Source organism: Nocardia arthritidis NBRC 100137 (genome assembly GCF_001612765.1).
In the GTDB taxonomy this organism is placed as follows: Bacteria; Actinomycetota; Actinomycetes; order Mycobacteriales; family Mycobacteriaceae; genus Nocardia; species Nocardia arthritidis.
On the sequence record NZ_BDBB01000053.1, the window covers coordinates 1 to 24,696 of the forward strand.

Consider the following 24,696-nt stretch of genomic DNA (forward strand, 5'->3'; position numbering starts at 1 on the left):
CCCGCCGTGCCGCCGCGCACGCTGCCGGACCTGATGTCCGCCGCCGTCGCCGCGAACCCGGCCGGTGTCGCCGTGGTCGCCGACGACCGCACCTTCAGCTACGCCGAACTCGACGCGGCGTCCGCGCAATTGGCGCGCGCGCTGATCGACCGCGGCGCGGGGCCGGAGGTACCGGTCGCCATCGCGCTCCGTCGTTCGGTGGAAGCCGTGCTGGCCCTGTGGGCGGTGGCCAAGACCGGGGCGGCGTTCGTCCCGATCGACCCGGCCTATCCGGCCGACCGCATCGCGCACATGGTCGCCGATTCCGGCGTGGCGCTCGGCGTGACGCTCACCGCCGAGCTGGAGAATCTGCCCGTCCTCGCCGCCGGCACATGGGTCGCCCTGGACGATCCCGACTTCACCCACGACGTCGCCGTGCGCTCCGACCAGCCGTTGCGGCCGGCCGAACTGCGCGGAGCGCTGCGCGCGGGCAACGCCGCGTATGTGATCTACACCTCCGGCTCGACCGGTCTGCCGAAGGGCGTCGTGATCACCCATGCCGGCCTGGCGAATTTCAGCGCCGAGCAGGTGGAGCGCTACCGGCTCGATCCGTCCGCCCGGGCTCTGGCGTTCGCGTCGCCCTCGTTCGACGCGTCGATGCTGGAACTACTGCTCGCGCTGGGCGCCGCGGGAGGGCTCGTGGTAGCGCCGCCGCTGACCTTCGGTGGCGAGGAGCTGGCCGAACTGATCCGCGCCGAGCGCGTCACGCACGCCTTCCTCACTCCCTCCGTGCTCGCCTCGCTCGACCCGGACGCGCTGCCGGGGATGCGGACCGTCGTGGCGGGCGGTGAAGCGGTGCCCGCCGATCTGGCGGCCAGGTGGACCACCGTGCCGGAGCGTGATTTCCACAACGGCTACGGGCCGACCGAGACCACCATCATGACCAACATCAGCGACCCGCTGCGGCCCGGCGAACCGGTGACGATCGGCGGTCCGATCCGCGGCACGCGGTCGCTGGTGCTCGACAGCAGGCTGCGTCCGGTGCCCGAAGGCGTCACGGGCGAGTTGTATCTGGGCGGCATCCAGCTCGCGCGCGGCTATCACGCACGTCCCGCGCTCACCGCAGCCCGGTTCGTGGCCGACCCGTACGGCGCACCCGGTGAGCGCCTCTACCGCACCGGCGACTTGGTGCGCTGGCGTCGCGCCGGCACCGCGCCGGTCGTGGAATACGTGGGCCGCAACGACTTCCAGGTGAAGGTGCGCGGCTTCCGCATCGAACTCGGTGAGATCGATGCCGCGCTGGCGGCGCAGCCCGAGGTCGGCTTCGCGGTGACCCTCGGCCGTGCGACCCCATCCGGCGCGACGATGCTCGTCTCCTACGTGCTGCCGGCCGGGGATGCCACGGTGGACCCGGCTGCACTGACCGAGCGGGTCGGGCGCACGCTGCCGGAGTACATGGTTCCGACGGCGATCGTCGTGCTCGACGCGATCCCGCTGACGCCGGTGGGCAAGCTGGATCGTAAGGCCCTGCCGGAGCCTGAGCTGGACGCGCGCGCCTATCGTGCCCCGCGGACGCCGGCCGAACTCGTGATCGCCGAGGTGATCGGCGAGGTGCTCGGCGTCGAGCGGGTCGGCCTTGACGACGACTTCTTCGCCCTCGGCGGCGACAGCATCGTGTCCCTTCAGGTGGTCTCCCGGGCCCGCGCACGCGGGGTGGGTTTCTCGCCGCGTGACGTCTTCGAACATCGGACCGTCGCCGCACTGGCCCGCGCCGCCGCCGTCGCGGGCGGCCCCGGCGACGAGGCGGGCGAGCTACCGCTCACGCCGCACGCGGCGCGCATGCTGGACGAGGGCATCGAAGTGCGAGCCGTCGCACTCGACGTCCCCGAGACCTGCCCGGTGGAGACGGTGCACGGCGCGGTGACCGCCGTGCTCGACCAGCACCCCATGCTGTGGGCGCAGGTGCGCTACGACGACGAAGGCGCCGCGTCGCTGCGCATTCCCCCCGCCGCCGAACGTACCGGCGAGGCGTTCCGCCGGCTGGACCCGCAGCGTGGCGAGACGTCGCTGCCCATCGACGACGTGGTGCAGGCGGTCGCGGCCGCCCTCGATCCCGAGCAGGGCCGCAACATCTACTTCGTGCTCACCGGCGGTCCGGAGGGCCGCTCCACGCTCATCGTCGTGGCCAGCAGCCTCGTGGTGGACGACGTCTCCTGGCGGGCCATCGTCGACCAGCTCACCGCCCGCTGGAACCGGGCACGCCACGCCGTGCCCGCGGGCCCCGAATCCGGTCTCGGCGCGCTCATCCGAACCCTGTCGGCCGAGGCGCGCGATCCGGGCATCGTAGCCGAAATGGATTGGTGGCGAAGGGCCCTGGGCACGGTCCCGGAGGGCGCCGGCGCCGACGGCCGAGATCTGCGCGCACGCAGCCGGGTGTCGCTCACGATCACCGCGGAGGGCGCGGAGGCCGTCGCCGCGGCCGCCGAGGCGTACCACGCCGGGGTGGACGACATCCTGCTCACCGCACTGGCGCTGGCCCTGCGGACCTCCGCGGGAGAGACCGTCACCCGCGCCATCGGTTCGGTCGTCCGGCTGCCCGCCGACGGTCGCGCGGTCACCGGCGCCGACGCAGAGAGCACGGTGGGCGGCTTCGTCACCGAATACCCGCTGCCACTGCGGCTGACCAGGATCGACATCGATGACGCCCTGATCGGCGGCCCGGCGGCGGGCACGGCGATCGCGCAGATCAAGGAACTGCGCCGATCGGTGCCCTCGCACGGTGTCGGCTACGGCCTGTTGCGCCACCTCAACGCCGAGACGGGCGCCGAACTGCGCGGTCTCGGCCGCGGCCGGTTCGCGCTGCGCTACCGGGATCTGCGCCCGGCGCGGGTGCACACCGACATCCCGTCCGACGATCTGCTGCTCGTGCTCACCGTCGACGCCACGGACGACGGCCTGCTCGCCCGGTTCGACTTCGCCGCCGCCGCGTTCCGCGGCGAGGACGCGAAAACCTTCGCCGAGCACTGGATTCGCGCACTCGGCGGCCTGGCCGAGCACGGCCTGCGCCCGGACGCGGGCGGCTTCACCCCGTCGGACTTCCCGCTGGTGCGGCTCAAGCAGCCCGATATCGATCGCTTCGCCCGCGCCTACCCCGACCTGTCCGACGCCTGGCCGCTCACGCCGCTGCAATCGGGCATGCTGTTCCACGCCCTGCTCGCGGAGCACTCGGTGGACGTCTACACCACTCAGTTCGTGCTCGATCTCGGCGGCGCGGTGGACGCCCACCGGATGCGGGCGGCCGCGCAAGCGGTGCTGGACCGGCACGACAATCTGCGGGTCGCCTTCGCCGACGACAGCGAGGGCAAGCCCGTGCAGATCGTGCAGGATGCGCTGGAGGTGCCGTGGCGGCTGATCGACCTGTGCCACCTGGAACCGGCCGCGGCCGCCGCCGAGCTGGAGCGGATCAAGGCGGCCGATCTGGCCGACCACTTCGACATGCGGACCGCGCCGCTGCTGCGTTTCGCGCTGATCCGCTCCGCCGCCGCCCGCTATCACCTGCTGGTGACCAGTCACCACATCCTCGTCGACGGCTGGTCCATGCCCCTGTTGATGAAGGATCTGCTCACGCTGTACGCGTCCGGCGGTAACTCCCGGCACCTGCCCGCGGTACCGCGCTATCGCGACTATCTGGCGTGGCTGGTCGAGCAGGACACCGAAGCGGCCCGCGCGGCGTGGCGCGGCGCGCTGGCCGGTATCACCGAGCCGACGCCGTTGGCGCCGGTCGACCCGGGCCGCGAGATCTCCGCGGGCGTCGGCGAAGTCGGGTTCGAGCTGTCGCAGGCCGACACCACCGCGCTGACCCGGCTCGCCACGGGGCTCGGCGTCACGGTGAACACCGTGGTGCAGGCGGCCTGGGGTCTGCTGATCGGACGCACCGTCGACCGCGACGACGTCGTCTTCGGCGCCACCGTGTCGGGCAGGCCGCCTCAGCTCGACAGTGTCGAGGCGATGGTGGGACTGTTCCTCAACGCGATCCCGGTGCGGGTGCGCCTGGACGCGACCAGCACGCTGAGCGGGCTGCTGCGCCGGTTGCAGACCGAGCAGGCCGCGCTGCTGGACTACCACTACCTGGGCCTGAGCGACATCCAGGAAGCCGTCGGCGTGGAGGGGTTGTTCGACTCGCTGGTCGTGTTCGAGTCGTTCCCGGTGGACCGGGAGGGCCTGGACCAGGCCGGCGCCATCGATGGCATGAACGTCACCGGTGTCGGCGCGGTCAACGGCACCCACTATCCGTTCACGGTGATGGTGGTGCTGGACAGCCAGTTGCGCGTCTCGGTGAAGTACCTGCGCGACGTGACCGGCGAACCGGCGGCGCGTGCTCTCGCGCAGCGGCTCGCGGCGCTGATCGATCGTTTCGTGACCACCCCGCAGGCGCGCGTCGGCGAGGTCGACGCGCTGCTGGACGACGAGCGCGCCGAATCGGCCGCGCGCAACGCCACCGGTGTGCCGGAGTTCCTCGACGACGCGACATTGCTGACGCTGTTCGACGCGCAGGTGGCGCGCACGCCGGACGCGCCGGCGGTGCGCTTCGGCGAGACCGCGCTCAGCTACGCCGAACTCGACTCGCGCGTCCGGTCCTTGGCCGTGGAGCTGATGCGCTGGGGAGTCGGTCCGGAGACGCTGGTCGCCGTGGCCATGCGGCGCGGCATCGATCTGGTCGTCGCGATCTACGCGGTGTTGCGGGCCGGCGGCGGCTACGTCCCGATCGATCCGGACCACCCGGCCGAGCGCAGCGAGTACGTCCTCGGCAGCGCCGCTCCGATCTGTGTGCTGACCACCACCGCCGACGCGTTCGACACCGCGACCGATGTGCCCGTGGTCGCGGTGGACACGCTGTATCTGGCTCCGTACGAAGGACCGTGGCCGCAGGAGCACAGGTACCCGGACACCGTCGCCTATGTCATCTACACCTCCGGCTCGACCGGTCGGCCCAAGGGCGTGATGATCACGCACCGGCAGATGGTCAACCAGTTCCGCTGGGCGCAGGCGGCCTATCCGCACGACCGCGGCGACGTGGTGCTGCACAAGACGCCGATCACCTTCGACATCTCCGCCTGGGAGTTGTTCTGGCCGTTGCAGACCGGCGCGTCGATCGTGATCGCCGCGCCCGACGGCCATCGCGACCCCGCGTATCTGGCCCGCCTCATCATCGAGAACGCGGTCACGACGGCGCATTTCGTGCCGTCGATGCTGGACGCGTTCCTGGACTCGGCCGCGAATCCGGCCGCGGAGTACCCGTCGCTGCGGCGGGTGTTCGCCGCGGGTGAGGCGTTGTCCGGGGAGACCGCGGCGGCCTTCGCCGCGGCCGTGCCCGGCGCCGTGCTGGTCAACTGGTACGGCCCGGCCGAGGCCACCGTGGTCACCGGCCATCCCGTGCGCGACGCCGCCACGGCGGTGCCGATCGGCGTTCCGGTGGCCAATACTCGCGTGCACGTACTCGACCGGCACTTGCGGCCGGTGCCGCCGGGCGCGGCGGGCGAGTTGTACGTCGCGGGTGTGCAGTTGGCGCGCGGCTATCTCGGCGCACCGACCCTCACCGCCGAGCGTTTCGTCGCCCATACGGGCGGCGACCGGCTCTATCGCACCGGCGACATCGTGCGCTGGCGCGACGGCGTGCTGGAATATCTGGGTCGCGGCGACTTCCAGGTCAAGCTGCGCGGCCAGCGCGTGGAGCTCGGTGAGATCGAGGCCGTGCTGACCGGCTATCCCCAGGTGCGGCAGGCCGCGGTCTCGGTGGTACGTGGCGCGACCGGTGACCGGCTGGTCGCCTATGTGGTCGCCGGGCCGGGGGAGACCATCGACGAGGCCGCGGTGCTGACCCATGCCCGTGCCGCGCTGCCGTCGTACATGGTGCCCTCGGCTGTCGTCGCCCTCGCCGGGCTTCCGCTCAACGCCAGCGGCAAACTAGACCGCAAGGCGCTGCCCGAGCCGCGGCTGGTGACCCGGCCGTACCGGGCACCCGGCACGCCGCTGGAGCGGACCGTGCTCGAGGTGTTCGACGAGGTGCTCGCGTCCGGCGCCGGACAGCGGGTCGGCATGGACGACGGCTTCTTCGATCTGGGCGGCACCTCGCTGGTCGCCACCCGCGCGGTCAGCAGGCTGCGCGCGCTCACCGGCGCCGAGGTGCGGGTGCAGTGGTTGTTCACCGATCCCACTCCGGCGGCGCTGGCGGCCCGGATCCTGGCCGCGCTGGCCGACGACCACGACTACGACCAGGATTCGAACGCGGCGCTCGGTGTGCTGCTGCCGATCCGGACGATGGTGCCGCACGACGTGGCCGCCGCCCAACCGCTGTTCTGCCTGCATCCGATGTACGGATTGTCCTGGTGCTATGCGGGCCTCGCCCGCTACGTTCCCGCGAGCACGCCGATCTTCGGCCTGCAGTCGCCCGCGCTGACCGAAGAGGGCTACCTGCCCGAGTCACTGGCCGAGATGGCGCACCGCTATGTGGCCGAGATCCGCGCGGTGCAGCCGCACGGGCCCTACCGGCTGCTCGGCTGGTCGCTCGGCGGTGTGCTGGCGCACGCGGTGGCGACCCAGTTGCAGGCCGCGGGGGAGGAGATCGGGCTGCTGACCATGCTCGACAGCCATACCGACATCGACGTCACCGACTTCCGCGCGGCGATCCGGGAGGCGCTGGCCGAACTGGGCATCGGCGCGGACGCGCTGCTGCCCGCCCACGGCGACATCCACGATCTGAGCGAAGAGGCGCTGGCCGCGCTGCACGCCACCATCCCGCCGGACATGGCGGTGCTCACCCCGGACCGGGTGCGCCGGATCTACCGCAGCGCGGTGCGCTCGGCCGAGCTGATCGCCGAGCACCGGCCGGAGGTCTTCCGCGGCAGGCTGGACTACTTCAGCGCGGCCGGTCACGAGACCGCGGCGGATGGCTGGCAACGTTATGTCGACGGTCGGGTCGACGATCATCCCGTCGGCGTCCCGCACGATCAGATGACGGCGCCGGAAGCGCTGGCGCAGATCGGTCCCCGATTGTCCGAGTTGCTCGATCCCCCGCGGTGGGAAGCGACACGGATTATGGGGCGGTCATGATCGAACCGACACCGTTCGGGCATGATAGGCAACGGTGCGGTAACGAAGTCCCCTGTCGTGACGACTACATAGGCCGTATGGTCGGGCGTGGTGCTGGGCATCCACTCCGGCGCGTGGGGCATGCAGAGCGAATCTCGAGACGAAGCGAAGGTGCGAAATTGATACGTCGACAGAGCCGGCGCGGTGGCCTGCGGGTCGCGGCCGCGATCGCGGCAACCGCGGTGCTCGCGGGAGTGATGACCGGTCTCGGCGCGTCCGGCGCGACAGCTGATCCGATCATCGATTCCAAGAGCCTGCTGGGCAACCCGGTCGCCCCGGACGGTTCGCGTATCACCAAAGCCGAGTACAAGGACGAGCGCAGCATCCGCTTGTACGTGTACTCGGCGGCGATGGACGAGAAGATCATCATCGACGTCCAGCGCCCGGCCGACGCCTCCGTGCCGCGTCCCACGCTGTACCTGCTCAACGGCGCGGGCGGCGGCGAGGACGAGGCCTCGTGGCAGGCGAAGACCGACGCGCTGCAGTTCCTGTCGGACAAGAACGTCAACGTGATCCAGCCGATCGGCGGCAAGTGGAGCTACTACACCGACTGGATCAAGGACGACCCGGTACTCGGCCGCAACAAGTGGAAGACCTTCTTCACCGAGGAGCTGCCCCCGCTGGTGGACGGCGCGCTGGGCACCAACGGCGTGAACGCCATCGCGGGCCTGTCCACCTCGGGCACCACCGTGCTGGCGTTGCCGATCTCCAAGCCGGGCCTGTACAAGGCCGCCGCGGCCTACAGCGGCTGCGCGCAGACCAGTGACCCGGTCGGCTCGGAGTTCGTCAAGCTGACCGTCGAGACCTGGGGCGGCGGCAACACCGACAACATGTGGGGTCCCGAAGGCTCGGCCGACTGGGTGGCCAACGACCCGTACGTGAACGCCGAGGGGCTGCGCGGGCTCGACCTGTACATCTCCACCGGCAACGGCCTGCCCGGCCAGTACGACACGCTCAACGGCCAGTACGCCCTTCCCGGCGCGTACGGTCTGGCCAACCAGATCGTCATCGGCGGTGTGATCGAGGCGGGCACCAACTATTGCACGCACAACCTGCAGAACCGGCTGAACGAGCTGGGCATCCCGGCCACCTACAACTTCCGCAACTCGGGCACCCACTCGTGGGGCTACTGGCGCGACGAGTTCCTGATGTCGTGGCCCGTGCTCGCGAAGGGGCTCGGCATCTGATCGCCACCGCGCTGACGCGCGAAGCCGGGACGCCCGGCTGAACCTCCCCGACCGCCTGGTCGCCGCGCTGCGGCAACCAGGCGGTCGGTTTATAGGCCGAACGGCAACGAAAAGTTCGGGTACCCGTAAAATTCTGTTCGTGGGTATAACGTTGGCCGAGTCGACCAGGTCCGTCACCGGGCGAGCACGTGCCGTGACGGTGCTGCTGGGGCCCGCGTTCGTGGCGGCCATCGCCTACGTCGATCCCGGCAACGTCGCGTCGAACATCAGTGCGGGCGCGCAATTCGGCTACCTGCTGGTCTGGGTCATCGTTCTGGCCAACGTGATGGCGGGGCTGGTCCAGTTCCTGTCGGCCAAGCTCGGGCTCGTGACCGGGTGGTCGCTGCCTGAGGCGGTACGCGAGCAGGCGAGCGGTCCGGTCCGGCTGGCGTACTGGGGCCAGGCCGAGACGGTCGCGATGGCCACCGACCTGGCGGAGGTGGTGGGCGGCGCGATCGCGCTGCACCTGCTGTTCGGCCTGCCCATGCTGGTCGGCGGCGTGATCACCGGCGCCGTGTCGATGGGCCTGCTGCTGGTGCAGGACCGGCACGGCCAGCAGCCGTTCGAGCGGGTGATCACCGGGATGCTCGCGATCATCGCGATCGGCTTCCTGGCGAGCGTGGTGATCTCCCCGCCGTCGGTCACGGGCACGGTCGGCGGTCTGCTGCCGCGCTTCCAAGGCACCGAGAGCGTCCTGCTCGCCGCCGCCATGATCGGTGCGACGGTCATGCCGCACGCGGTCTACCTGCATTCCGGCCTGGCCCGCGACCGGCACGGGCATCCGGCGGCGGGGCCGCTGCGCACCAGGCTGCTACGGGTCACCAAGGTCGACGTCGGACTGGCCATGGTTTTGGCGGGCACGGTGAACCTGGCCATGCTGCTGATGGCGGCGGGCACCCTGCGCGGGCGGGACGTCGAGACCATCGAGGACGCGCACGCCGCCGTCGGCGAGGTCCTCGGCCCGGCCGCCGCGCTGCTGATCGCGATCGGCCTGCTCGCCTCCGGCCTGGCCTCGACGTCGGTCGGCGCCTACGCGGGCGCGATGATCATGCAGGGCCTGCTGCGCAAGCGGATCCCGCTGCTGACGCGCAGGCTGATCACGTTGATCCCGGCCATCGTGGTCCTGGCCACCGGGATCGACCCGACGCGCGCGCTGATCATCTCCCAGGTGGTGCTGTCGTTCGGCATACCCTTCGCGCTGATCCCGCTGGTGCGCTTCACCAGCGACCGCGAGCTGATGGGCGAGGACGTCAACCGCCGCCTGACCACCGGGCTGGCCTGGACGGTCGCCGCGATCATCTCCGTTCTCAACGCCGCCCTGATCTATCTCACCGTCACCGGACGGTAGCCCGGCCGATGGGGCGCGCCGATCAGACCCAGTTCTCGATCCAGTACTTCCAGATGCGCGGCGCGTAGGCGTCCAACGGCGGCACCCGGATGTCGGTGCCCGCCAGCGCCGCGCTGGTGTGCCTGCAGTCGAACCAGCAGGTGAATTCGCTGTGCTCCAGAACATCCAGCGGCACGCCCACCCGGGGCAGCAGCCAGTTCGCGCCGGGGACGCGCAACATCATGTTCAGCGTGCGCTTGGGCATGACCTCGACCAGGTGCGGCGCGCCGGCCTCGTCGGCGAACAGGTTCAGCGCGTCCACCGCGCTCTGCCTGCGCGGATCCACCAGGTGGTAGGTGGTCTTGTCCGAGCCGGAGCGGTGGGCGATGTGGTCGAGGGCGCGGGCGACGAAGTCCACCGGAACCATGTTGGTCTCGCCCAGCTCGGGCACCAGCACCGGCAGCAGCCGGGGCAGCTGCGCGGCCATGCGCAGCAGGCGGAAGAAGTAGTACGGGCCGTCGATGCGGTCGGTCTCGCCGGTCCTGGAATGCCCGATCACGATCGAGGGCCGGTAGATGCGCCAGCGCAGCGACGACTCGCGCACGATTCGCTCGGCCTCGAACCGCGCTCGTTGCGCGGGTGTGGTGAGCACTTGGCCGTGATCGAACATGTCCTCGGTGAACAGGCCCTCGCTGGACCCGGCCACCTCCACGGTCGAGACGTGGTGCAGCAGATCGGCCCGCAGCACCTCGGCGACGTCGACCAGGTGCCTGGTCCCGCCGCCGCGCTCGGTCAGGTCGTAGCCGGCGGCCAGATGGAAGACGTGCTCGATGGCGCCGCGATGCCGGGCCAGCCAGGTCGGGTCGATGCCCAGCCCGGGGGCGCCCAGATCGCCGCGCACCGGACGGACGCGGTCGCCGCCCGCCCATTCCTGCGCGCAGCAGGCGAACCGGTCGGCCGAGGCGTCGCCCGGCCGGACCAGTACATGGATGTCACCCTCGCGTTTCAGCAGCTCGGGGATGAGGAACCGACCGATGAACCCAGTTGCCCCGGTAACCAGGTAAGTCATAGCCGATGAACATAGTCGCTTGCCGGGCGGTACGTTCCGGCGGGCCGATCAGTCGGCGAAGACGGGCTTGCGCTTGGTGAGCATCGCGGTGGCGCCCTCGACGAAATCGGGGGAGCGCAGCAGTTCGGTCTGGCCTTCCTTCTCCGCGGCCAGCGCCGTGTCCAGTGCGGCCAGCGTGGCCTGGTTCAGCGCCTGCTTGGTGAGTTCCAGCGCGCGGCGCGGACCGGCCGCGATCTTCTCGACCCCGGCCTCGACCGCGGCATCGAGTTCGCCGTCGGGCACGACCGCGGTGAACAGCCCGGCGGTCGCGGCTTCCCGGGCGGGCAGCCGCTCGCCGAGCAGTGCCATCCGCGCCGCCAGCGGGCGGCCCGCCGCCGCCGCGACCAGCGCGGCCGCGCCGCCGTCGGGCATCAAGCCGATGTTGATGAAGGCCAGCAGCAGATAGGAGTCCTCGCTCGCGTAGACCAGGTCGGCGGCCAGCGCGATGCCGACGCCGACGCCCGCCGCGGCGCCCCGGATGCGCGTGATCACCGGCACCGGCGCGTCCACGATGGCGCGCACCAGCCGGTTCGCCGCGTCCATGACCATGTCCGAGGTGATGCCCCGTCGCGCCTCGTCCGCGCTCGCCGACAGATCGGCGCCGGTGCAGAAATCGCCGCCCTCGCCGGTGAGTACTATCGCCCGCACCGCGCGGTCCTCGGCCGCCGCGCGGAAGGTGTCGCCGAGCGCGACCATGGTGTCGTAGTCGATGGCGTTCTTCCGCTTCGGGTTGGTGATCGTGACCCGGAGCACCTTGCCGTCCTGGACCGCCGTGAACTTAGCGGCGACGGGGACCGCGGAATCGTTGTTGCTCATGTTCGCTCCTAGGCTGCAATTCGGCGGACGCCAGGCCGTGAATAGTGGTTAACTTTGCGAATTGTGGTTAACTTAGGTTCCAGTGTCGGGCGCTGTCAACCAGCGCCGCCGGAGAACGGAGAGGTGCATGGTCGCGGATCGCAGCGAGGTCGACCTCGCTCCCGCGCGGCCCGAACCGGGCAGCAGGACGGGCGCCGAGGGCGCGCCGTCGGTGCGCCGGCGTCCGAAGGACCGCAAGGTCCAGATCATCCGGGCGGCCGCGCGCGCGTTCAGCGAACGCGGGTACTACCCCGTGGGCGTGGACGAGATCGCCGCCGAAGTCGGCATTTCCGGTCCGGCCCTCTACCGGCATTTCACGAACAAGTACGCGCTGTTGGTCGCGGCCGCCGAGGAAGGCGCGCGGCACCTGCTGACCGTCGCCGAGTCGGCCGACGACATCCGGCTGGACCCGGTGCGGCGCGCGGACGCGCTGATCCGCGCGATCAGCGAGCACACCGTCGAGATCCGCCGCGAGGCCGGTCTCTACCGCTGGGAACGGCGCTATCTCGAGCGCGATGACCGGATCCGGATCAGGAAGATCTACGACGACCTGAACAACACCCTCGCGACGCCCATCGCGCTGCTGCGACCCGAGGCCCCGCCCGCGGACGTGGCGATGCTGGCCGCGGGCGTGCTCAGCGCGATCGCCAGCATCGCCGCGCACCGCACCGCGCTGTCGAGCGCTCGGCTGCTTCCGCTGCTGCACCAGATGTCCTGGGCCATCCTGCGCACGGAACTGCCTCCCGCCCCGGCCGAACCGGATCCGGGCCCGCCCGTGCGCGGCATCCCCGTCACCTCCAAGCGCGAACAGTTGCTCACCGAGGCCATCCGGATCTTCGGGCGGCAGGGTTACCACGAGGCGAGCATCGAGGAGATCGGCGCCGCCGTCGGCATCAACGCCTCCAGCGTGTACCGGTACTTCTCGAGCAAGGCCGACCTGCTCGCCGCGGCGTTCCATCGCACCGGCGACCGGCTGGCCATCGCGATCACCGAGGCGCTGGCCGAGGCGACGAGCAGGCCCGACGCGGCGCGGCGCGTGGCCGACCGCTACGCCAAGTTGAGTTTCGCCATGCCCGAGATCATGGCGGTCTACTACGCCGAGTTCGGCAACCTGCCGCAGTCCGAGCAGCACAAGCTGCGCGCCATTCAGCGGCAGAACGTGCTGGAGTGGGCCAACCTGCTGGACGGGGACCAGGTAGAGGCGCGCTTCCGTGTGCACGCAGCCATCAGTCAGGTGATCGATGTGGGCAGGCTGATCCGATTCGATCCCCGCCCCGCGCAATTGGCCCGGGTCACCGCGCTCATGGACGCGGTGCTGCTCGACTAGCCGTCCGCGTCAGGGACGGCGGCCGTGCCGGATCCGGAAGATCGCCCTGGCCACGCGGAGATGGCGCGGATGCCGATCGAACGTGGACAGGTTCACCGGCGCCTGGTACCGCTTGCGGGTGATGGCCAGGGTCCGGCTGAACTCCCGCAATCCCTGGTCGCCGTGGCTGTGGCCCTGGCCGTATTCGCCCACTCCGCCGAAGGGCAGTGCGGGAATGCCCGCGTAAGCGGTCGAGGAGTTGATGGTCACCACCCCGGCGCGCAGTTGCTCGGCGAACGCCTCGATCTCGTGCACGTCCCTGGTGAACACCGACACCGCGACATCGGTGCCGACCGCGTTGATCCGCTCGGCGGCTTCGTCCATGCTCGCCACCTTGTTCACGATGAGCACCGGGCCGATGCCCTCGCCCGTGATCGCGATGCTCTCCTCCGGCACCTCGGCCAGCACGATCGGCTCGATGTAGGGGTCGCGGATCGAGTCCAGCCCGCCGACCACCGCGCGGCCGCCGCGGGCCACCGCGTCGCGCACCTGCCTGCGCACCACGTCGACCTGCGACTCCATGATCATCGGGCCGTAGGACGCCTTCCGGTCTGCGCCCGGCCGCAGCTTGCGGGCCTGCTCCGCGACCAGGTCGAGGAAGCGGTCGTAGACCGACTGGGCGACGTAGGCCCGCTGGATGCCGGTGGCGTTCTGCCCGGCGTTGGCCATCGCGCCGAACACGGCGGCCTCGGCGGCGTCGTCCAGCTTGGCGTCGACGTGCACGACCATGCTGCCCTTGCCGCTGCGCTCCACCACGACCGGCGTCATGGTCTGCGCGCACACCGAGATCGCCTCGCGCGCGTCCGCCTCCGAACCGGCGTAGGCGATCTTGTCGACCTTCGCCCGGCACAGCGCCGTACCGGTGGCCTTGTCGCCCGTGACCACTTGCAGCACCGGTTGGTTCGGCGCGAGCCGGGACCAGCTGTCGGCCAGCCACACGCCGACGCCGGTGGTCAGTTCGTGCGGCTTGAACACCACGGCGTTGCCCGCCGCCATCGCGTAGGCGATCGAGCCCATCGGGGTGAACACGGGGTTGTTCCACGGGCCGAGCACACCGACCACGCCCAGCGGCAGATAGCCGACCGAGGCCCGCTGGTTGCGGGTGAGCCAGCTGGAACCGACGCGCCGCCGGTCCAGCGCGCGTCCCGCGTTGCGCGCGGCCCAGTCCAGGTTCTCCACCGCGAGCATCACCTCGATCGCGGCGTCCGCTTCCGGCTTCCCGGTTTCCTCGCACAGTAGGGCGACCAATTCACCGGAGCGCCGGGCGATTTCGCGTTTCCAGTCCAGCAACCACCGCTTCCGGCTGCTGAAACCCAGCTCGATCCACCACTTCTCGGCCGCGCGCGCCGCGCGCACCGCGCGATTCAGCTCGGCCGCACCCATCACGGCGTAGTTGCCCACGACCTCGCCGGTGCGCGGATCATAGGACGTCAGCACGTTCGTTCGGCCCGTTCCTCCCGGACGCGCCGCCAGTTGTGGCTGCGCGGACTCGGCCATGATCACCTCTCGCAGTGTCGAAACCGGCGTGCGGACCACTGAACGGGCCCGCAGCCGCGGACGAGTGAGTGTTTTCCCCCGCGAAGCAGACTATGGTCTGGCGCGGCGGGTCGACAAGGCTCGGCCGTCGGCTCGCCGCCGCACCGGATCGCGCTCACCAGCGTGGATCCCTTGCGCGGCCGACGGGCAGCGAGAAATGTGAGTAAGGACACAATGGGCGCACGCTGCTGCGGGTACCGCGCGCGACGCGGAAGCCCGCGCGATCGGGCCGGTAACATCACGCCGAGCGCGACGGATCACCAATCCGAGCGTGCGCCTGCGCTCGGGCGACCTGGTCGCCGCACCGGCCGATAGTGGAGAGTTGATGCCGAGTTCCAACCAAGCAGATTCGCATGCGGGTGACGCAGCGGTCCGGGTAACGGACGTCCGCAAGTCGTTCGGCGATGTGCATGCACTGCAAGGCGTCAGCTTCGTCGCCGAACGCGCCTCCGTCCTCGGCATCCTGGGGCCCAACGGCGCGGGCAAGACGACCATGGTGAAGGTGCTCTCCACGCTGCTGCGCCCCGACTCGGGCACCGCCGTCGTCGCCGGGTACGACGTGCTGAAGGACCCGGCGGGCGTGCGCCGCTCGATCATGATGACCGGTCAGTACGCGGCGCTGGACGAGAACCTCTCCGGGCGGGAGAACCTCGAGCTGTTCGGCAGACTGATGGGCTTGGGCAAGGCCGCGGCCCGCAAGCGTGCCGACACGTTGCTGGAGGAATTCGACCTGGTGAGCGCGGGCCGCCGCGCCGTGCGCCACTACTCGGGCGGCATGCGCCGCCGCGTCGACATCGCGTGCGGGCTGGTGGTGCGCCCCGAGGTGGTGTTCCTGGACGAGCCGACCACCGGCCTCGACCCGCGCAGCAGGCAGGGCGTCTGGGACCTGGTGACCGCGCTGAAGACGCAGGGCATCACGGTGCTGCTGACCACGCAGTACCTGGAGGAGGCCGACGTCCTCAGCGACAACATCATCGTGATCGACAAGGGCACGGTCATCGCCGAGGGCACCGCCGACGAACTCAAGGAGAAGACCGGCGGCAGCTACTGCGAGGTCGTTCCGCTGGATCCGAAGAAGCTGCGCACCGCCGCGTACGCGCTGGGCGATCTGGTGCCCGCCGCGGTGCTGGCCGACCTGAACGGCGGCGACCGTCTGTCCATCCCGGCGCCGGAGGGCGCCGCCACGCTGACCGAGGCGCTGCGCAGGCTCGACAGCGCCGGCGTCGACCTGGCCGACATCGCGCTGCGCCGCCCCTCGCTCGACGACGTGTTCCTGTCCATCACCGGCCATTCGGGCGGCCACGCGTGACCGCTGCGACAGCCCCGGAGCACATCCAGGCCGATGCGACGTTGTTCGCCGAGCTCCCCGCGGCGCGGCTGTCGTCGTTCGCCCAGTGGCGCGCGCTGACCGGCCGCATCGTCCGCACCATGGCGACCAAGGGCGAGCTGATCGTCGCGATGGTCACGCCGCTGATCTTCACCCTCGGTTTCTACCTGCCGCTGCGCTATGTGATGAAGATCCAGGGCGTCGACTACGCCCAGTACGTCATGCCGATCATCGTGTTGCAGACCATGGCCTTCACCATGATGTCCAACGCGCAATTGGCCGCGTTCGAGGCGATGACCGGCTTGAGCACCCGCCTGCAGACCATGCCGATCGGGATCCTGGTGCCCTTCACCTCGCGCATCTGCGCCGGTCTGGTCCGGTCGGTCACCTCGCTCACCGCGGCGGTGCTGTTCGGGTACCTGATCGGCTTCCGCTTCGTCGCCGGCGTCGGCCAGGCCGTGCTGTTCTGCGGGTTCTCCCTCGCGGTCGGCACGGTGCTCGCGATCGGCGCCGACGGGCTCGGCAGTCTGACCAAGAGTCCGGAGTCGCTGAGCCAGGCGCTGACCCTGCCGACGCTGATCTTCGGCATGCTCTCCTGCGGGTTCGTGCCGGAACGCAATTTCCCGGAGTGGATTCGCCCGTTCGTGCGCAATCAGCCGATCTCCCAGTTCTCCTTCGCCTTGCGCGACATGGCGGTCGACGGGGTGACCTGGCAGGTGCTGTGGGTTCCGCTGGTGTGGGTGATCGGGCTGGCGGCGGCGTTCGTTCCGCTGGCGATCTGGGCGAGTGTGAGGCGGTCATGAGTTCGGTGGAATCGACCGTGGAGCGCACCGCCGACCGGGCCGAGGAGCCCGAGGCCCGCGCGACCGAACCCCTTCCCGTCGTCCGGGCGCGGCCGGAAGGGTCGCTGGTTACCTGGGTGGCGCAGAGCCTGATCCAGTGCAAGCGACTGCTGCTGGTCTGGGCGCGTGATCCGGCGACGACGATCCAGACGCTGGTGTATCCCGCGCTGACCTTGGTGATGTTCTACATCGTGCTGAACAAGCCCGTCTCCGGAGCCACCGGCATGCCCGCCGTGTACGGCACGGTCCCGCTGTTGACGTTGGTCGCGGCGATGTCCGGTGCCGTGGTCAGCGCGCTCGGCTTCAAGACCGAGAAGATGACCGGGCTGCTCGGCCGGTTCTGGACGATGCCGGTGCACCGTGCGGCCGGATTCACCGGACGCCTGCTCGCCGAGGCCATCCGCGTCCTGGTGACCACGGTGTTCGTCGTGGTGGTCGGTCTGCTGCTCGGTTTCCGGTTCGGGCAGGGGCCGGTCGCGGCGCTGGCGCTGATCGGCATCCCGGTGCTGTTCGGAGTCGCGTTCGCCGTCCTGGTCACCGCGCTGGCCACCGTGTCCGAGGGCGTGATGCTGGTGAACATCATCGGCATGATCAGCACGCTGCTGATGTTCTTCAACTCGGGTTTCGTCCCGGTCTTCGCCTACCCGGTCTGGTTGCAGGACGTGGTGGCGAATCAGCCGATGAGTTGCGCGATCGACGCGATGCGCGGGTTGTCCTACGGCGGGGCGGTGGCAGAGCCGCTGACCAAGACGCTCGCCTGGACGATCGGGATGATCGTGGTCTTCGCCTACCCCGCGGTCCGGGGATACCGGCGGGCCGCGGAGACGGGGCCCTAGCCGCCTGCGGGCCGCGTGCCGGCCCGGTCACCGGGTCCGGCGCTCGGCCTCTTCCCGCGGTTCGGCGAAGTCGTAGTCCAGCCAGCGGTCCCGATTGGTCCAGCCGACCAGGTCGAAGCGCCAGCGGAACGGCCAGGTGTGCGCGACCGTGCCGAACAGCACCGCGCCCAGCGCGGCGTAGTCGTCGTGCGCGGTCAGCAGGGCGCGCTGGCCGCGCGGGGAGGCGCTGAAGAACGCGTCGAACATGGCGATGGACTGTTCGGTGGTGAGCCGGCCGAGGCCGTAGAGGCCGCGCATCCGCATCCAATACACCAGCCGCGCGCGCGGCGGCCACAGCGCGGCGATCGGGTCGCGGCCCTGGCGCAGCGCGGTGATCGCGGTGTCGACCAGCGCCAGTGAGTCGGCGACGCTGTACCCCGTGCACGGGTGCATCATGCCGCCGCGTGAACCGAACGGGATCGCGCGCGCCGTGCCTCGCCGTGGCGGCGGCTGGTCGAGCGGATAGTGCGCCGCCTCGCTCGGTTCGGCGCCGGTGAGCCTGATGCCGTGCGCGGCGAGCCGGTGCAGCGTACGTTTGCGCAGTTCGTGCTGCGGCATGCCGCCCCGCAGACCGAGGCTGGTCTCCTCGAAGATCACCGTCCCGTCGCCGAGCGGCACCGCGTAGAGGAACGACGGCGGCTCCTGCGGCCCCGCGCCGTTGTCCGGCCGCCAGTCCAGCAGCAAGCCCTCGCCCTCGACGATCATCGGCGCGGCCGTCTCGGCGTCGACGAAGATGCCGTGCGCGCTCGCGGCCCGGCGGCGGCCGAGCGTGGGCAGCCCACGGGTGTCGAACACCGCGCAGGCCCGGTACACCGTGCCGTCGGCGAGCTCGACCTCGCGCGCGTCCACCCGGGTGGCACGGCCCGCGACGACCGTGGCGTCGTCGAGCGGCAGCGCCGCGTGCAGGCCTGGCTTGGACAACACGCAATAGGGGCGGTCGATGCGATGCGCGGTCTTCGTCCAGACCGTGGGCGCGGGGATGGTGGTCGCGATGGCCGTGGACGGCAGCCACTCCGGCAGCTCGTCGACCCAGCAGGAGAACGTGGGCGGCCACAGCCGATCGGGGCGGGGGTCGATCGCGGTCACCGACAACCCGGCGCGCATGGCGCGGTGCGCGAGCGCCCGCCCGGTGGGGCCGAGCCCGACCACGCACACATCGACTTCCCGGCCCGCGCTGACACCCATACCGGCATTCAATCCGCTCGGCCGATGCGAGCGCAACTATTCGCGGCGTGCGAGCCCAAGGAATTCGGGTCTCGCTTTTCCCGGATCGGACCTGGCCGGTAGGAATTGCGTTTTCGCGCATGCCCCCAGAATCAGTGGCCCAGCAACTTCAGTCGTGAATCGGCTCGACGCGCACCATAGCCTGGGCTCGGAACGCGACGCGTTCCGGGATTCGGGATAAGGGGAGTCATGAGAGGAAGCCACCTCCGCCGGCTGGTGTTGTCGGCGGCCGTCATCGGCGTCGTCGCATCGGCAATGGTTTCGGTGTCGGCGCAAGCGACGCCCGCGGAGCCTTCCATAGTTTCCGTGCAGGAGCACGATGCGCGGAGCCTGACATTGATGGTGCATTCCGCCGCCATGGATCTCGATATCCCGGTGGAAGTGCAGCGCGCCGCGGACACGAGCGTTCCCCGGCCCGTGCTGTATCTGCTGCTCGGTGCGGCCGGTGGCATCGACGGCTCCACCTGGGCCACGAAGACCGATGCGATGCAATTCCTCGCGGACAAGAACGTGCACGCGGTCACGCCGATCGGCGGCATGTTCAGCTATTACGCGGACTGGCAGAAGGACGACGCCAGGCTGGGACGCCAGAAGTGGAAGACCTTCCTGAGCAGCGAACTGCCACCGCTGATCGACTCGTATCTCGGGACCAGCGGGCGCAATGCCCTCGCCGGGTTCTCGATGTCGGGGACCACGACCCTCGCGCTCGCCGCGACCACGGGCGACCTGTTCTCCAGCGTGGCCGCCTATAGCGGTTGCGCGCAGACCAGCGATCCGGTCGGCCGCGAGTTCGTCCGGCTGACGGTAGAGGAATGGGGCCTCGCGGAACTGGACAACATGTGGGGGCCCGCGGGTGACCAGCAATGGGCGGCCAACGACCCATACGTGCAGGCGGAGGGTTTGCGCGGAAAATCCATCTACATCGCCAGTGGAAATGGCATGCCGGGTGTCTACGACCAGTACGGCGGAAAATACTCGCTGAACGGTCCGTGGGGTTTCGCCAATCAACTCGTGGTCGGCGGCGTCATCGAGGCGGCCACCAATTATTGCTCGCACAACATGAAAGACCGGCTGGACAGCCTCGGCATTCCGGCGCGATACAACTTCCGCCCGGAAGGCACTCATTCCTGGGGCTATTGGGAGGACGCGCTGAAGGACTCGTGGTCGACCCTCGCCGCTCCATTGGGAATCTGATTCGTCGGGAATAAGAGATGCCTATTCGCAACCGGGCCGCGCGAGTCGTCGGTCTGCTGTTGGTCGCGGCCTGCGCGGCACTGTCGCACGCGCCGAGCGCGGGCGCCGCTCCGGAGACACCGGCGCTGGACGGCGCCAACGATTGGTCGTGCCGGCCGACCGGGGCACGGCCGGAGCCGGTGGTGCTCGTGCACGGCTCGGGTACCGATATCGGCCGCAGTTTCCCCCTGCTCGCGCCCGCCATCCGGGCCGAGGGACATTGTGTGTTCGCCGCGAACCTCGGTGCCGCTCCGGGTGTGGTCGACGCGGTGAGCGGGCAGACCGGCTCCAGTTCCACCGGCGTCGGGCCGATCGGTGCGGCATTGCTGGGCCGCGCGGTCTACGGCGTGGCCGACATCGATCGGATGGCAGGCGAACTCGCCGAAGTCGTGCGGTCGGTGCGGGAGACGACGGGTGCGAGCCGGGTGGCGCTGGTCGGCCACTCCACCGGCGGCACCGTGATCCGGCAGTACCTGCGCGCTCGCGGCGCGGAGGCGGTGTCCCGGGTGGTGACGCTCGGCACCCCGTACCGGGGCACGACCTGGGACGGTTTGCGCGCGGGCTATCCGGACCTGGCCGCACTCGGCCTGGGCAACGCGCAGATCGCGGCCCAGGTCTTCGGAACTCCGGGGCAACAGCAGGTGGTCGGGTCACCGCTGCTGAACCGGCTGAACGCGGGAGGCGAGACCGTGCCCGGTGTCCGGTACACGGCCATCGCCTCCCGCGCCGATCGGGTGATCACGCCGCAGGACACCGCCGTGCTCGCCGCGCCCGCCGCCGCTGACCGCAACGTCTGGCTACAGGACGGATGCCCCGGCAACACCGCCGACCACAGCGGCATGCTGGAAGACCCGCGCGCCGCCGCCGCCGTGCTCTCCGCGCTCGCCGGAGACCAGCGAGCGTTGCCCTGCTGATCCCGCCCCGGCCGGACACGATCATTCGAGACGAAGATGGAGAACCTCGGTGGGTCTCGGCATTACCTGTAGCGGCCTGCGCCGCGAATTCGCGGGAGTCGCCGTGGTCGACGACGTGACATTCCGCGCTCCCGCGGGCCGAGTCACCGGGGTGATCGGAGCGAACGGCGCGGGAAAGACGACCCTGTTGTCGATGCTCGCCGGTCGATTGCGGCCGCACCGAGGACATTTGCGCGTGGAGGACGCCGATCCGAGCGTCGAACCATGGGTGGTCCGATCCAGGGTCGGCTGGGTTCCCGACGTGTACGAAGGCGCCGAGACCTGGTCGATCCAGGAAGTGGTGGAGTATTCGGCGAAAATCGCCGGTCACACCGGAGCCGCGGCCGGTGAACTCGTCGATCGGGCACTGCATCTGGCACGTTTGACGGATTCTTCTTCGACGACCGTTCTCCGTCTCTCCCGGAGCGAGAAGAAGTGGCTGGGGCTGGCCAGAGCGCTGGCCGCCGGTACGGCCGCGCTCGTGCTGGACAACCCGATGGCCGATTTGGACGACGAAGGTCGGCGCTATCTGTCCGGAATGCTGCGAGCCCTCGCCCAGCAGGACATGGCGATCGTCGTTTCGGCTTGTGCCGAAGACGAACTCGCCGGATGCGCGCAGCAGATCCTGCACCTCGATCACGGTCGAGTCGTCACTACCGCCTGAAGGCTCGATCCCGGCGCATCCGCGACTTTCGCGCGCCGATCGCGGGCTCGTGACTACTTCGGCGTGACCCAGGTGGTGATATCGGCGTGCACGACCTCCAGGCCGTGCTTGTCATAGATCGAGACCGGCACCACGACCTCGCGGCCCTCGGTGATAGTCGCGAAATCCGGGAGTTCCGGCAGCTTCGCGACGGCCCGCAGCGCGGTCTCGGCTTTGGCCAGGTATCGGACGTTCATCGCCTTGGGAATCCACCGGTGCGTCGAAGGCACCGTCGCCTCGCTGAGCATGCCCATGGCGACCTCGGCCAGATTGCACGCCGCGATGGCGTGGAAAGTGCCCAGGTGATTGTGGATACCGAACCACTTCGGCGAAGTCACTTCGCACAGCCCCGGCTCGAGCCGGACCACGTTCGGCAACACGGTGCCGAAGTAGGGCACCCGAGCCACCATCCCGAGCGAGAACAGGGCGTGCCCCAGCCGGTTGTCGGGCAGCTTCTTCCACCCGCGGTAGGTCGCGGTCTCTTTCGACATGCGCCTATCTTACTCAAAAGTAAGTTTCTCGACACCCCACCGATTTGAAGTGACTCCCGGGGGTCGTGCATACTGTTCGGGTTGCCCTGCACCGGGCCATGTCTGTTTCCCTGTGAAACAGGTGGTCGGGCGGGGCGAGCAGTACCCCATCGTGTACCTCGCCGGGTTTCCGGCGTGGGTACGTCCGGGACAGTGTTCCAGGTCTGAGACGCAGTGCGATCCGAGGCCGAGGAATGAGCGGACGGGCGACACGCCCGACCGCGTGGACCGGAGAACCATGACAGATGAACAGCGGCGAGGATCGGGCATGCCCGGTCGTGAGTCTCCACTGTGTCGGATCCAGCCCGACCGGGGCCGTGCGTGATTACGCAGGCTGCCCCCTCCGGGCCTGATCCACTCGGGCTGGGACGTCTTCGTGTGTTCGGGCTGTGCAAATGAGGGTGGTCCAGTGGACCGGCGTAGCCGGCTTCCGGATCACGAAGGAAAGCGGAGAAAAGGACACTTAGCGTGGCGGGACAAAAGATCCGCATCAGGCTCAAGGCCTATGACCACGAGGCGATCGACGCATCGGCGCGCAAGATCGTGGAGACGGTGACCCGCACCGGGGCACGCGTCGTCGGCCCGGTGCCGTTGCCGACCGAGAAGAACGTGTACTGCGTCATCCGTTCGCCGCACAAGTACAAGGACTCGCGCGAGCACTTCGAGATGCGTACGCACAAGCGCCTCATCGACATCCTCGACCCGACGCCGAAGACGGTGGACGCGCTCATGCGCATCGACCTGCCGGCCAGCGTCGACGTCAACATTCAGTGACGGGGACTCGAGACATGACTGACAACAAGAACAGGCCGGCCGCCGGCATCCTGGGCACCAAGCTCGGCATGACCCAGGTCTTCGACGACAAGAACCGCGTCGTTCCCGTGACCGTCATCAAGGCCGGGCCGAACGTCGTCACCCAGATCCGCACCGAGGAGCGCGACGGCTACAGCGCCGTCCAGGTCGCTTTCGGCGCCATCGACCCGCGCAAGGTGAACAAGCCGGTCTCCGGCCAGTTCGCCAAGGCCGGCGTCACCCCGCGCCGCCATGTCGCCGAGATCCGCGTCGCGGACGCCTCCACCTTCGAGGTCGGCCAGGAGATCAGCGCCGACGTGTTCGAAGAGGGCAGCTACGTCGACGTCACCGGCACCAGCAAGGGCAAGGGCTTCGCGGGCACCATGAAGCGCCACGGCTTCCGTGGCCAGGGCGCCTCGCACGGTGCGCAGGCCGTGCACCGTCGTCCGGGTTCGATCGGTGGCTGCGCCACCCCCGGCCGCGTGTTCAAGGGCATGCGCATGTCGGGCCGGATGGGTAACGACCGGGTCACCACGCAGAACCTCTCGGTGCACAAGGTCGACGCCGAGAACGGCCTGCTGCTGATCAAGGGAGCGATCCCGGGTCGCAAGGGCGGCGTCGTGATCGTCAAGAGCGCCGTGAAGGGTGGTGCGCACGCATGACCAGCTCAGCTGTGAACACTGAGAAGAAGTCCGCGAATCTGACGCTGCCGGTCAAGGAGATCGGCGGCAAGACCAACGGCACGGTCGATCTCCCCGCGGAGATCTTCGACGTGACCGCCAACATCGCGCTGATGCACCAGGTCGTCGTGGCCCAGCAGGCCGCGGCCCGCCAGGGCACGCACGCGACCAAGACGCGTGGCCAGGTCTCCGGTGGCGGCAAGAAGCCGTACCGGCAGAAGGGCACCGGCCGCGCCCGCCAGGGTTCGACCCGCGCGCCGCAGTTCGCCGGTGGTGGCACCGTGCACGGCCCGCAGCCGCGCGACTACACCCAGCGCCTGCCCAAGAAGATGAAGGCCGCCGCCCTGCGTGGCGCCCTGTCCGATCGGGCTCGCAACGAGCGCATCCACGTGATCACCGAACTGGTGGCAGGCCAGACCCCGTCCACCAAGACCGCCAAGAGCTTCCTGGCCGAGTTGTCGGACCGCAAGAAGTTCCTGGTCGTGGTGGGCCGCGAGGACGTCGCCGCGTGGAAGAGCCTGGCGAACCTGCAGAACGTGCACCCGATCGCCCCCGACCAGCTCAACACCTACGACGTCCTCAACAGTGACGAAGTGGTGTTCAGCGTCGAGGCGCTCAACGCGTTCGTGCACGGTCCCGCGGAGTCCCCGCAAGACGCTGCGGCGATTGCACAGGAGGAGAGCAAGTGACCACCATCGCCGACCCCCGCGACATTCTGCTGGCGCCGGTCATCTCCGAGAAGTCCTACGGACTGATCGAGGAAGGCACCTACACCTTCCTGGTGCACCCGGACTCGAACAAGACGCAGATCAAGATCGCCGTGGAGAAGGTCTTCGGTGTGAAGGTGACCAGCGTCAACACCGCCAACCGTCAGGGCAAGCGCAAGCGGACCCGCTTCGGTTACGGCAAGCGCAAGAGCACCAAGCGCGCGCTCGTGACCATCTCGGCCGACAGCAAGCCCATCGAGATCTTCGGAGGCCCGGTCGCGTAA

Annotated in this window: 19 protein-coding genes; 14 read left to right on the forward strand and 5 right to left on the reverse strand. The window is 69.8% G+C overall.

Features of this window, described 5'->3' with window-relative positions:
- From NA8_RS28615 to NA8_RS28625, 3 genes are all read left to right on the forward strand, one after another.
- A partial coding sequence (locus tag NA8_RS28615; protein WP_157106974.1) for a non-ribosomal peptide synthetase occupies window positions 1-7,089 on the forward strand: 7,089 nt, incomplete at its 5' end.
- A 236-nt stretch (window positions 7,090-7,325) separates the two neighbouring features.
- On the forward strand, window positions 7,326-8,315 hold the full coding sequence (locus tag NA8_RS28620) for an alpha/beta hydrolase (protein ID WP_063053457.1): 990 nt from the start codon (window positions 7,326-7,328) through the stop codon (window positions 8,313-8,315).
- Between the two features lie 139 nt (window positions 8,316-8,454).
- Window positions 8,455-9,702: an Nramp family divalent metal transporter gene (locus tag NA8_RS28625; protein WP_439957427.1), complete on the forward strand. Its 1,248-nt coding sequence runs from the start codon at window positions 8,455-8,457 to the stop codon at window positions 9,700-9,702.
- A gap of 22 nt (window positions 9,703-9,724) precedes the next feature.
- Here NA8_RS28625 and NA8_RS28630 read toward each other — a convergent pair whose 3' ends face one another.
- Window positions 9,725-10,750 (reverse strand): SDR family oxidoreductase, encoded by a 1,026-nt coding sequence (locus NA8_RS28630; RefSeq protein ID WP_063053442.1) that lies wholly within the window; start codon window positions 10,748-10,750, stop codon window positions 9,725-9,727.
- Between the two features lie 48 nt (window positions 10,751-10,798).
- The gene (locus tag NA8_RS28635; RefSeq protein ID WP_063053443.1) at window positions 10,799-11,605 is read right to left on the reverse strand and encodes an enoyl-CoA hydratase; all 807 of its coding nucleotides are present in this window, start codon (window positions 11,603-11,605) and stop codon (window positions 10,799-10,801) included.
- A 127-nt stretch (window positions 11,606-11,732) separates the two neighbouring features.
- On the opposite strand from NA8_RS28635, the gene NA8_RS28640 reads away from it, so the two are divergent.
- Window positions 11,733-12,971, forward strand: coding sequence for a TetR/AcrR family transcriptional regulator (locus tag NA8_RS28640; RefSeq protein WP_084467158.1), 1,239 nt, complete (start codon window positions 11,733-11,735; stop codon window positions 12,969-12,971).
- A 9-nt stretch (window positions 12,972-12,980) separates the two neighbouring features.
- Here the strand turns inward: NA8_RS28640 and NA8_RS28645 are convergent, their stop codons facing one another.
- Window positions 12,981-14,507: an aldehyde dehydrogenase family protein gene (locus NA8_RS28645; RefSeq protein WP_084467159.1), complete on the reverse strand. Its 1,527-nt coding sequence runs from the start codon at window positions 14,505-14,507 to the stop codon at window positions 12,981-12,983.
- Window positions 14,508-14,871: 364 nt separating this feature from the next.
- Here NA8_RS28645 and NA8_RS28650 point away from each other — a divergent pair, with 364 nt between their 5' ends.
- From NA8_RS28650 to NA8_RS28660, 3 genes are read left to right on the forward strand one after another with little or no spacing between them, the layout of a single operon-like run.
- Window positions 14,872-15,855 (forward strand): daunorubicin/doxorubicin resistance ABC transporter ATP-binding protein DrrA, encoded by a 984-nt coding sequence (locus tag NA8_RS28650; protein ID WP_063053461.1) that lies wholly within the window; start codon window positions 14,872-14,874, stop codon window positions 15,853-15,855.
- Window positions 15,852-16,676: an ABC transporter permease gene (locus NA8_RS28655; protein ID WP_063053444.1), complete on the forward strand. Its 825-nt coding sequence runs from the start codon at window positions 15,852-15,854 to the stop codon at window positions 16,674-16,676. Before NA8_RS28650 ends, NA8_RS28655 begins: the two co-directional genes overlap by 4 nt.
- Window positions 16,673-17,551 (forward strand): ABC transporter permease, encoded by an 879-nt coding sequence (locus NA8_RS28660; RefSeq protein WP_063053445.1) that lies wholly within the window; start codon window positions 16,673-16,675, stop codon window positions 17,549-17,551. Before NA8_RS28655 ends, NA8_RS28660 begins: the two co-directional genes overlap by 4 nt.
- A gap of 27 nt (window positions 17,552-17,578) precedes the next feature.
- Here NA8_RS28660 and NA8_RS28665 read toward each other — a convergent pair whose 3' ends face one another.
- Entirely contained in the window at window positions 17,579-18,775 is a 1,197-nt protein-coding gene (locus NA8_RS28665; RefSeq protein WP_063053446.1) for a lycopene cyclase family protein, read from the reverse strand.
- A 228-nt stretch (window positions 18,776-19,003) separates the two neighbouring features.
- Between NA8_RS28665 and NA8_RS28670 the strand changes: the two genes are divergently transcribed.
- From NA8_RS28670 to NA8_RS28680, 3 genes are read left to right on the forward strand one after another with little or no spacing between them, the layout of a single operon-like run.
- The gene (locus tag NA8_RS28670; protein ID WP_063053447.1) at window positions 19,004-20,008 is read left to right on the forward strand and encodes an alpha/beta hydrolase; all 1,005 of its coding nucleotides are present in this window, start codon (window positions 19,004-19,006) and stop codon (window positions 20,006-20,008) included.
- A 17-nt stretch (window positions 20,009-20,025) separates the two neighbouring features.
- Window positions 20,026-20,961 (forward strand): esterase/lipase family protein, encoded by a 936-nt coding sequence (locus NA8_RS28675; protein WP_063053448.1) that lies wholly within the window; start codon window positions 20,026-20,028, stop codon window positions 20,959-20,961.
- Between the two features lie 49 nt (window positions 20,962-21,010).
- Window positions 21,011-21,664, forward strand: a complete 654-nt coding sequence (locus NA8_RS28680; protein ID WP_063053449.1) for an ATP-binding cassette domain-containing protein — start codon at window positions 21,011-21,013, stop codon at window positions 21,662-21,664.
- A 53-nt stretch (window positions 21,665-21,717) separates the two neighbouring features.
- Here the strand turns inward: NA8_RS28680 and NA8_RS28685 are convergent, their stop codons facing one another.
- Window positions 21,718-22,194 (reverse strand): hotdog fold domain-containing protein, encoded by a 477-nt coding sequence (locus tag NA8_RS28685; RefSeq protein WP_063053450.1) that lies wholly within the window; start codon window positions 22,192-22,194, stop codon window positions 21,718-21,720.
- Between the two features lie 507 nt (window positions 22,195-22,701).
- Here NA8_RS28685 and rpsJ point away from each other — a divergent pair.
- From rpsJ to rplW, 4 genes are read left to right on the forward strand one after another with little or no spacing between them, the layout of a single operon-like run.
- Window positions 22,702-23,007 (forward strand): 30S ribosomal protein S10, encoded by a 306-nt coding sequence (gene rpsJ / locus NA8_RS28690; RefSeq protein WP_003938093.1) that lies wholly within the window; start codon window positions 22,702-22,704, stop codon window positions 23,005-23,007.
- 14 nt (window positions 23,008-23,021) lie between these two features.
- Window positions 23,022-23,687 carry a 50S ribosomal protein L3 gene (gene rplC, locus NA8_RS28695; protein ID WP_062971941.1) on the forward strand — a complete coding sequence of 222 codons (666 nt, stop codon included), beginning with the start codon at window positions 23,022-23,024 and terminating at the stop codon, window positions 23,685-23,687.
- Window positions 23,684-24,394, forward strand: coding sequence for a 50S ribosomal protein L4 (gene rplD, locus NA8_RS28700; RefSeq protein ID WP_063053451.1), 711 nt, complete (start codon window positions 23,684-23,686; stop codon window positions 24,392-24,394). The genes rplC and rplD overlap by 4 nt, the downstream gene beginning before the upstream one ends.
- Complete coding sequence (gene rplW, locus NA8_RS28705; RefSeq protein WP_029923608.1) at window positions 24,391-24,696, forward strand: 50S ribosomal protein L23; 306 nt, start codon at window positions 24,391-24,393, stop codon at window positions 24,694-24,696. The genes rplD and rplW overlap by 4 nt, the downstream gene beginning before the upstream one ends.

Bases quoted from the DNA above. Each gene is read 5' to 3' on its own strand.
- NA8_RS28640 (WP_084467158.1), top strand. From the start codon at position 11,733: ATGGTCGCGGATCGCAGCGAGGTCGACCTCGCTCCCGCGCGGCCCGAA.
- NA8_RS28630 (WP_063053442.1), bottom strand. From the start codon at position 10,750: ATGACTTACCTGGTTACCGGGGCAACTGGGTTCATCGGTCGGTTCCTC.
- NA8_RS28650 (WP_063053461.1), top strand. From the start codon at position 14,872: ATGCCGAGTTCCAACCAAGCAGATTCGCATGCGGGTGACGCAGCGGTC.
- NA8_RS28620 (WP_063053457.1), top strand. From the start codon at position 7,326: ATGACCGGTCTCGGCGCGTCCGGCGCGACAGCTGATCCGATCATCGAT.
- NA8_RS28635 (WP_063053443.1), bottom strand. From the start codon at position 11,605: ATGAGCAACAACGATTCCGCGGTCCCCGTCGCCGCTAAGTTCACGGCG.
- NA8_RS28660 (WP_063053445.1), top strand. From the start codon at position 16,673: ATGAGTTCGGTGGAATCGACCGTGGAGCGCACCGCCGACCGGGCCGAG.
- NA8_RS28685 (WP_063053450.1), bottom strand. From the start codon at position 22,194: ATGTCGAAAGAGACCGCGACCTACCGCGGGTGGAAGAAGCTGCCCGAC.
- rplC (WP_062971941.1), top strand. From the start codon at position 23,022: ATGACTGACAACAAGAACAGGCCGGCCGCCGGCATCCTGGGCACCAAG.
- NA8_RS28675 (WP_063053448.1), top strand. From the start codon at position 20,026: ATGCCTATTCGCAACCGGGCCGCGCGAGTCGTCGGTCTGCTGTTGGTC.
- NA8_RS28645 (WP_084467159.1), bottom strand. From the start codon at position 14,507: ATGGCCGAGTCCGCGCAGCCACAACTGGCGGCGCGTCCGGGAGGAACG.
- NA8_RS28670 (WP_063053447.1), top strand. From the start codon at position 19,004: ATGAGAGGAAGCCACCTCCGCCGGCTGGTGTTGTCGGCGGCCGTCATC.
- NA8_RS28665 (WP_063053446.1), bottom strand. From the start codon at position 18,775: ATGGGTGTCAGCGCGGGCCGGGAAGTCGATGTGTGCGTGGTCGGGCTC.
- rplD (WP_063053451.1), top strand. From the start codon at position 23,684: ATGACCAGCTCAGCTGTGAACACTGAGAAGAAGTCCGCGAATCTGACG.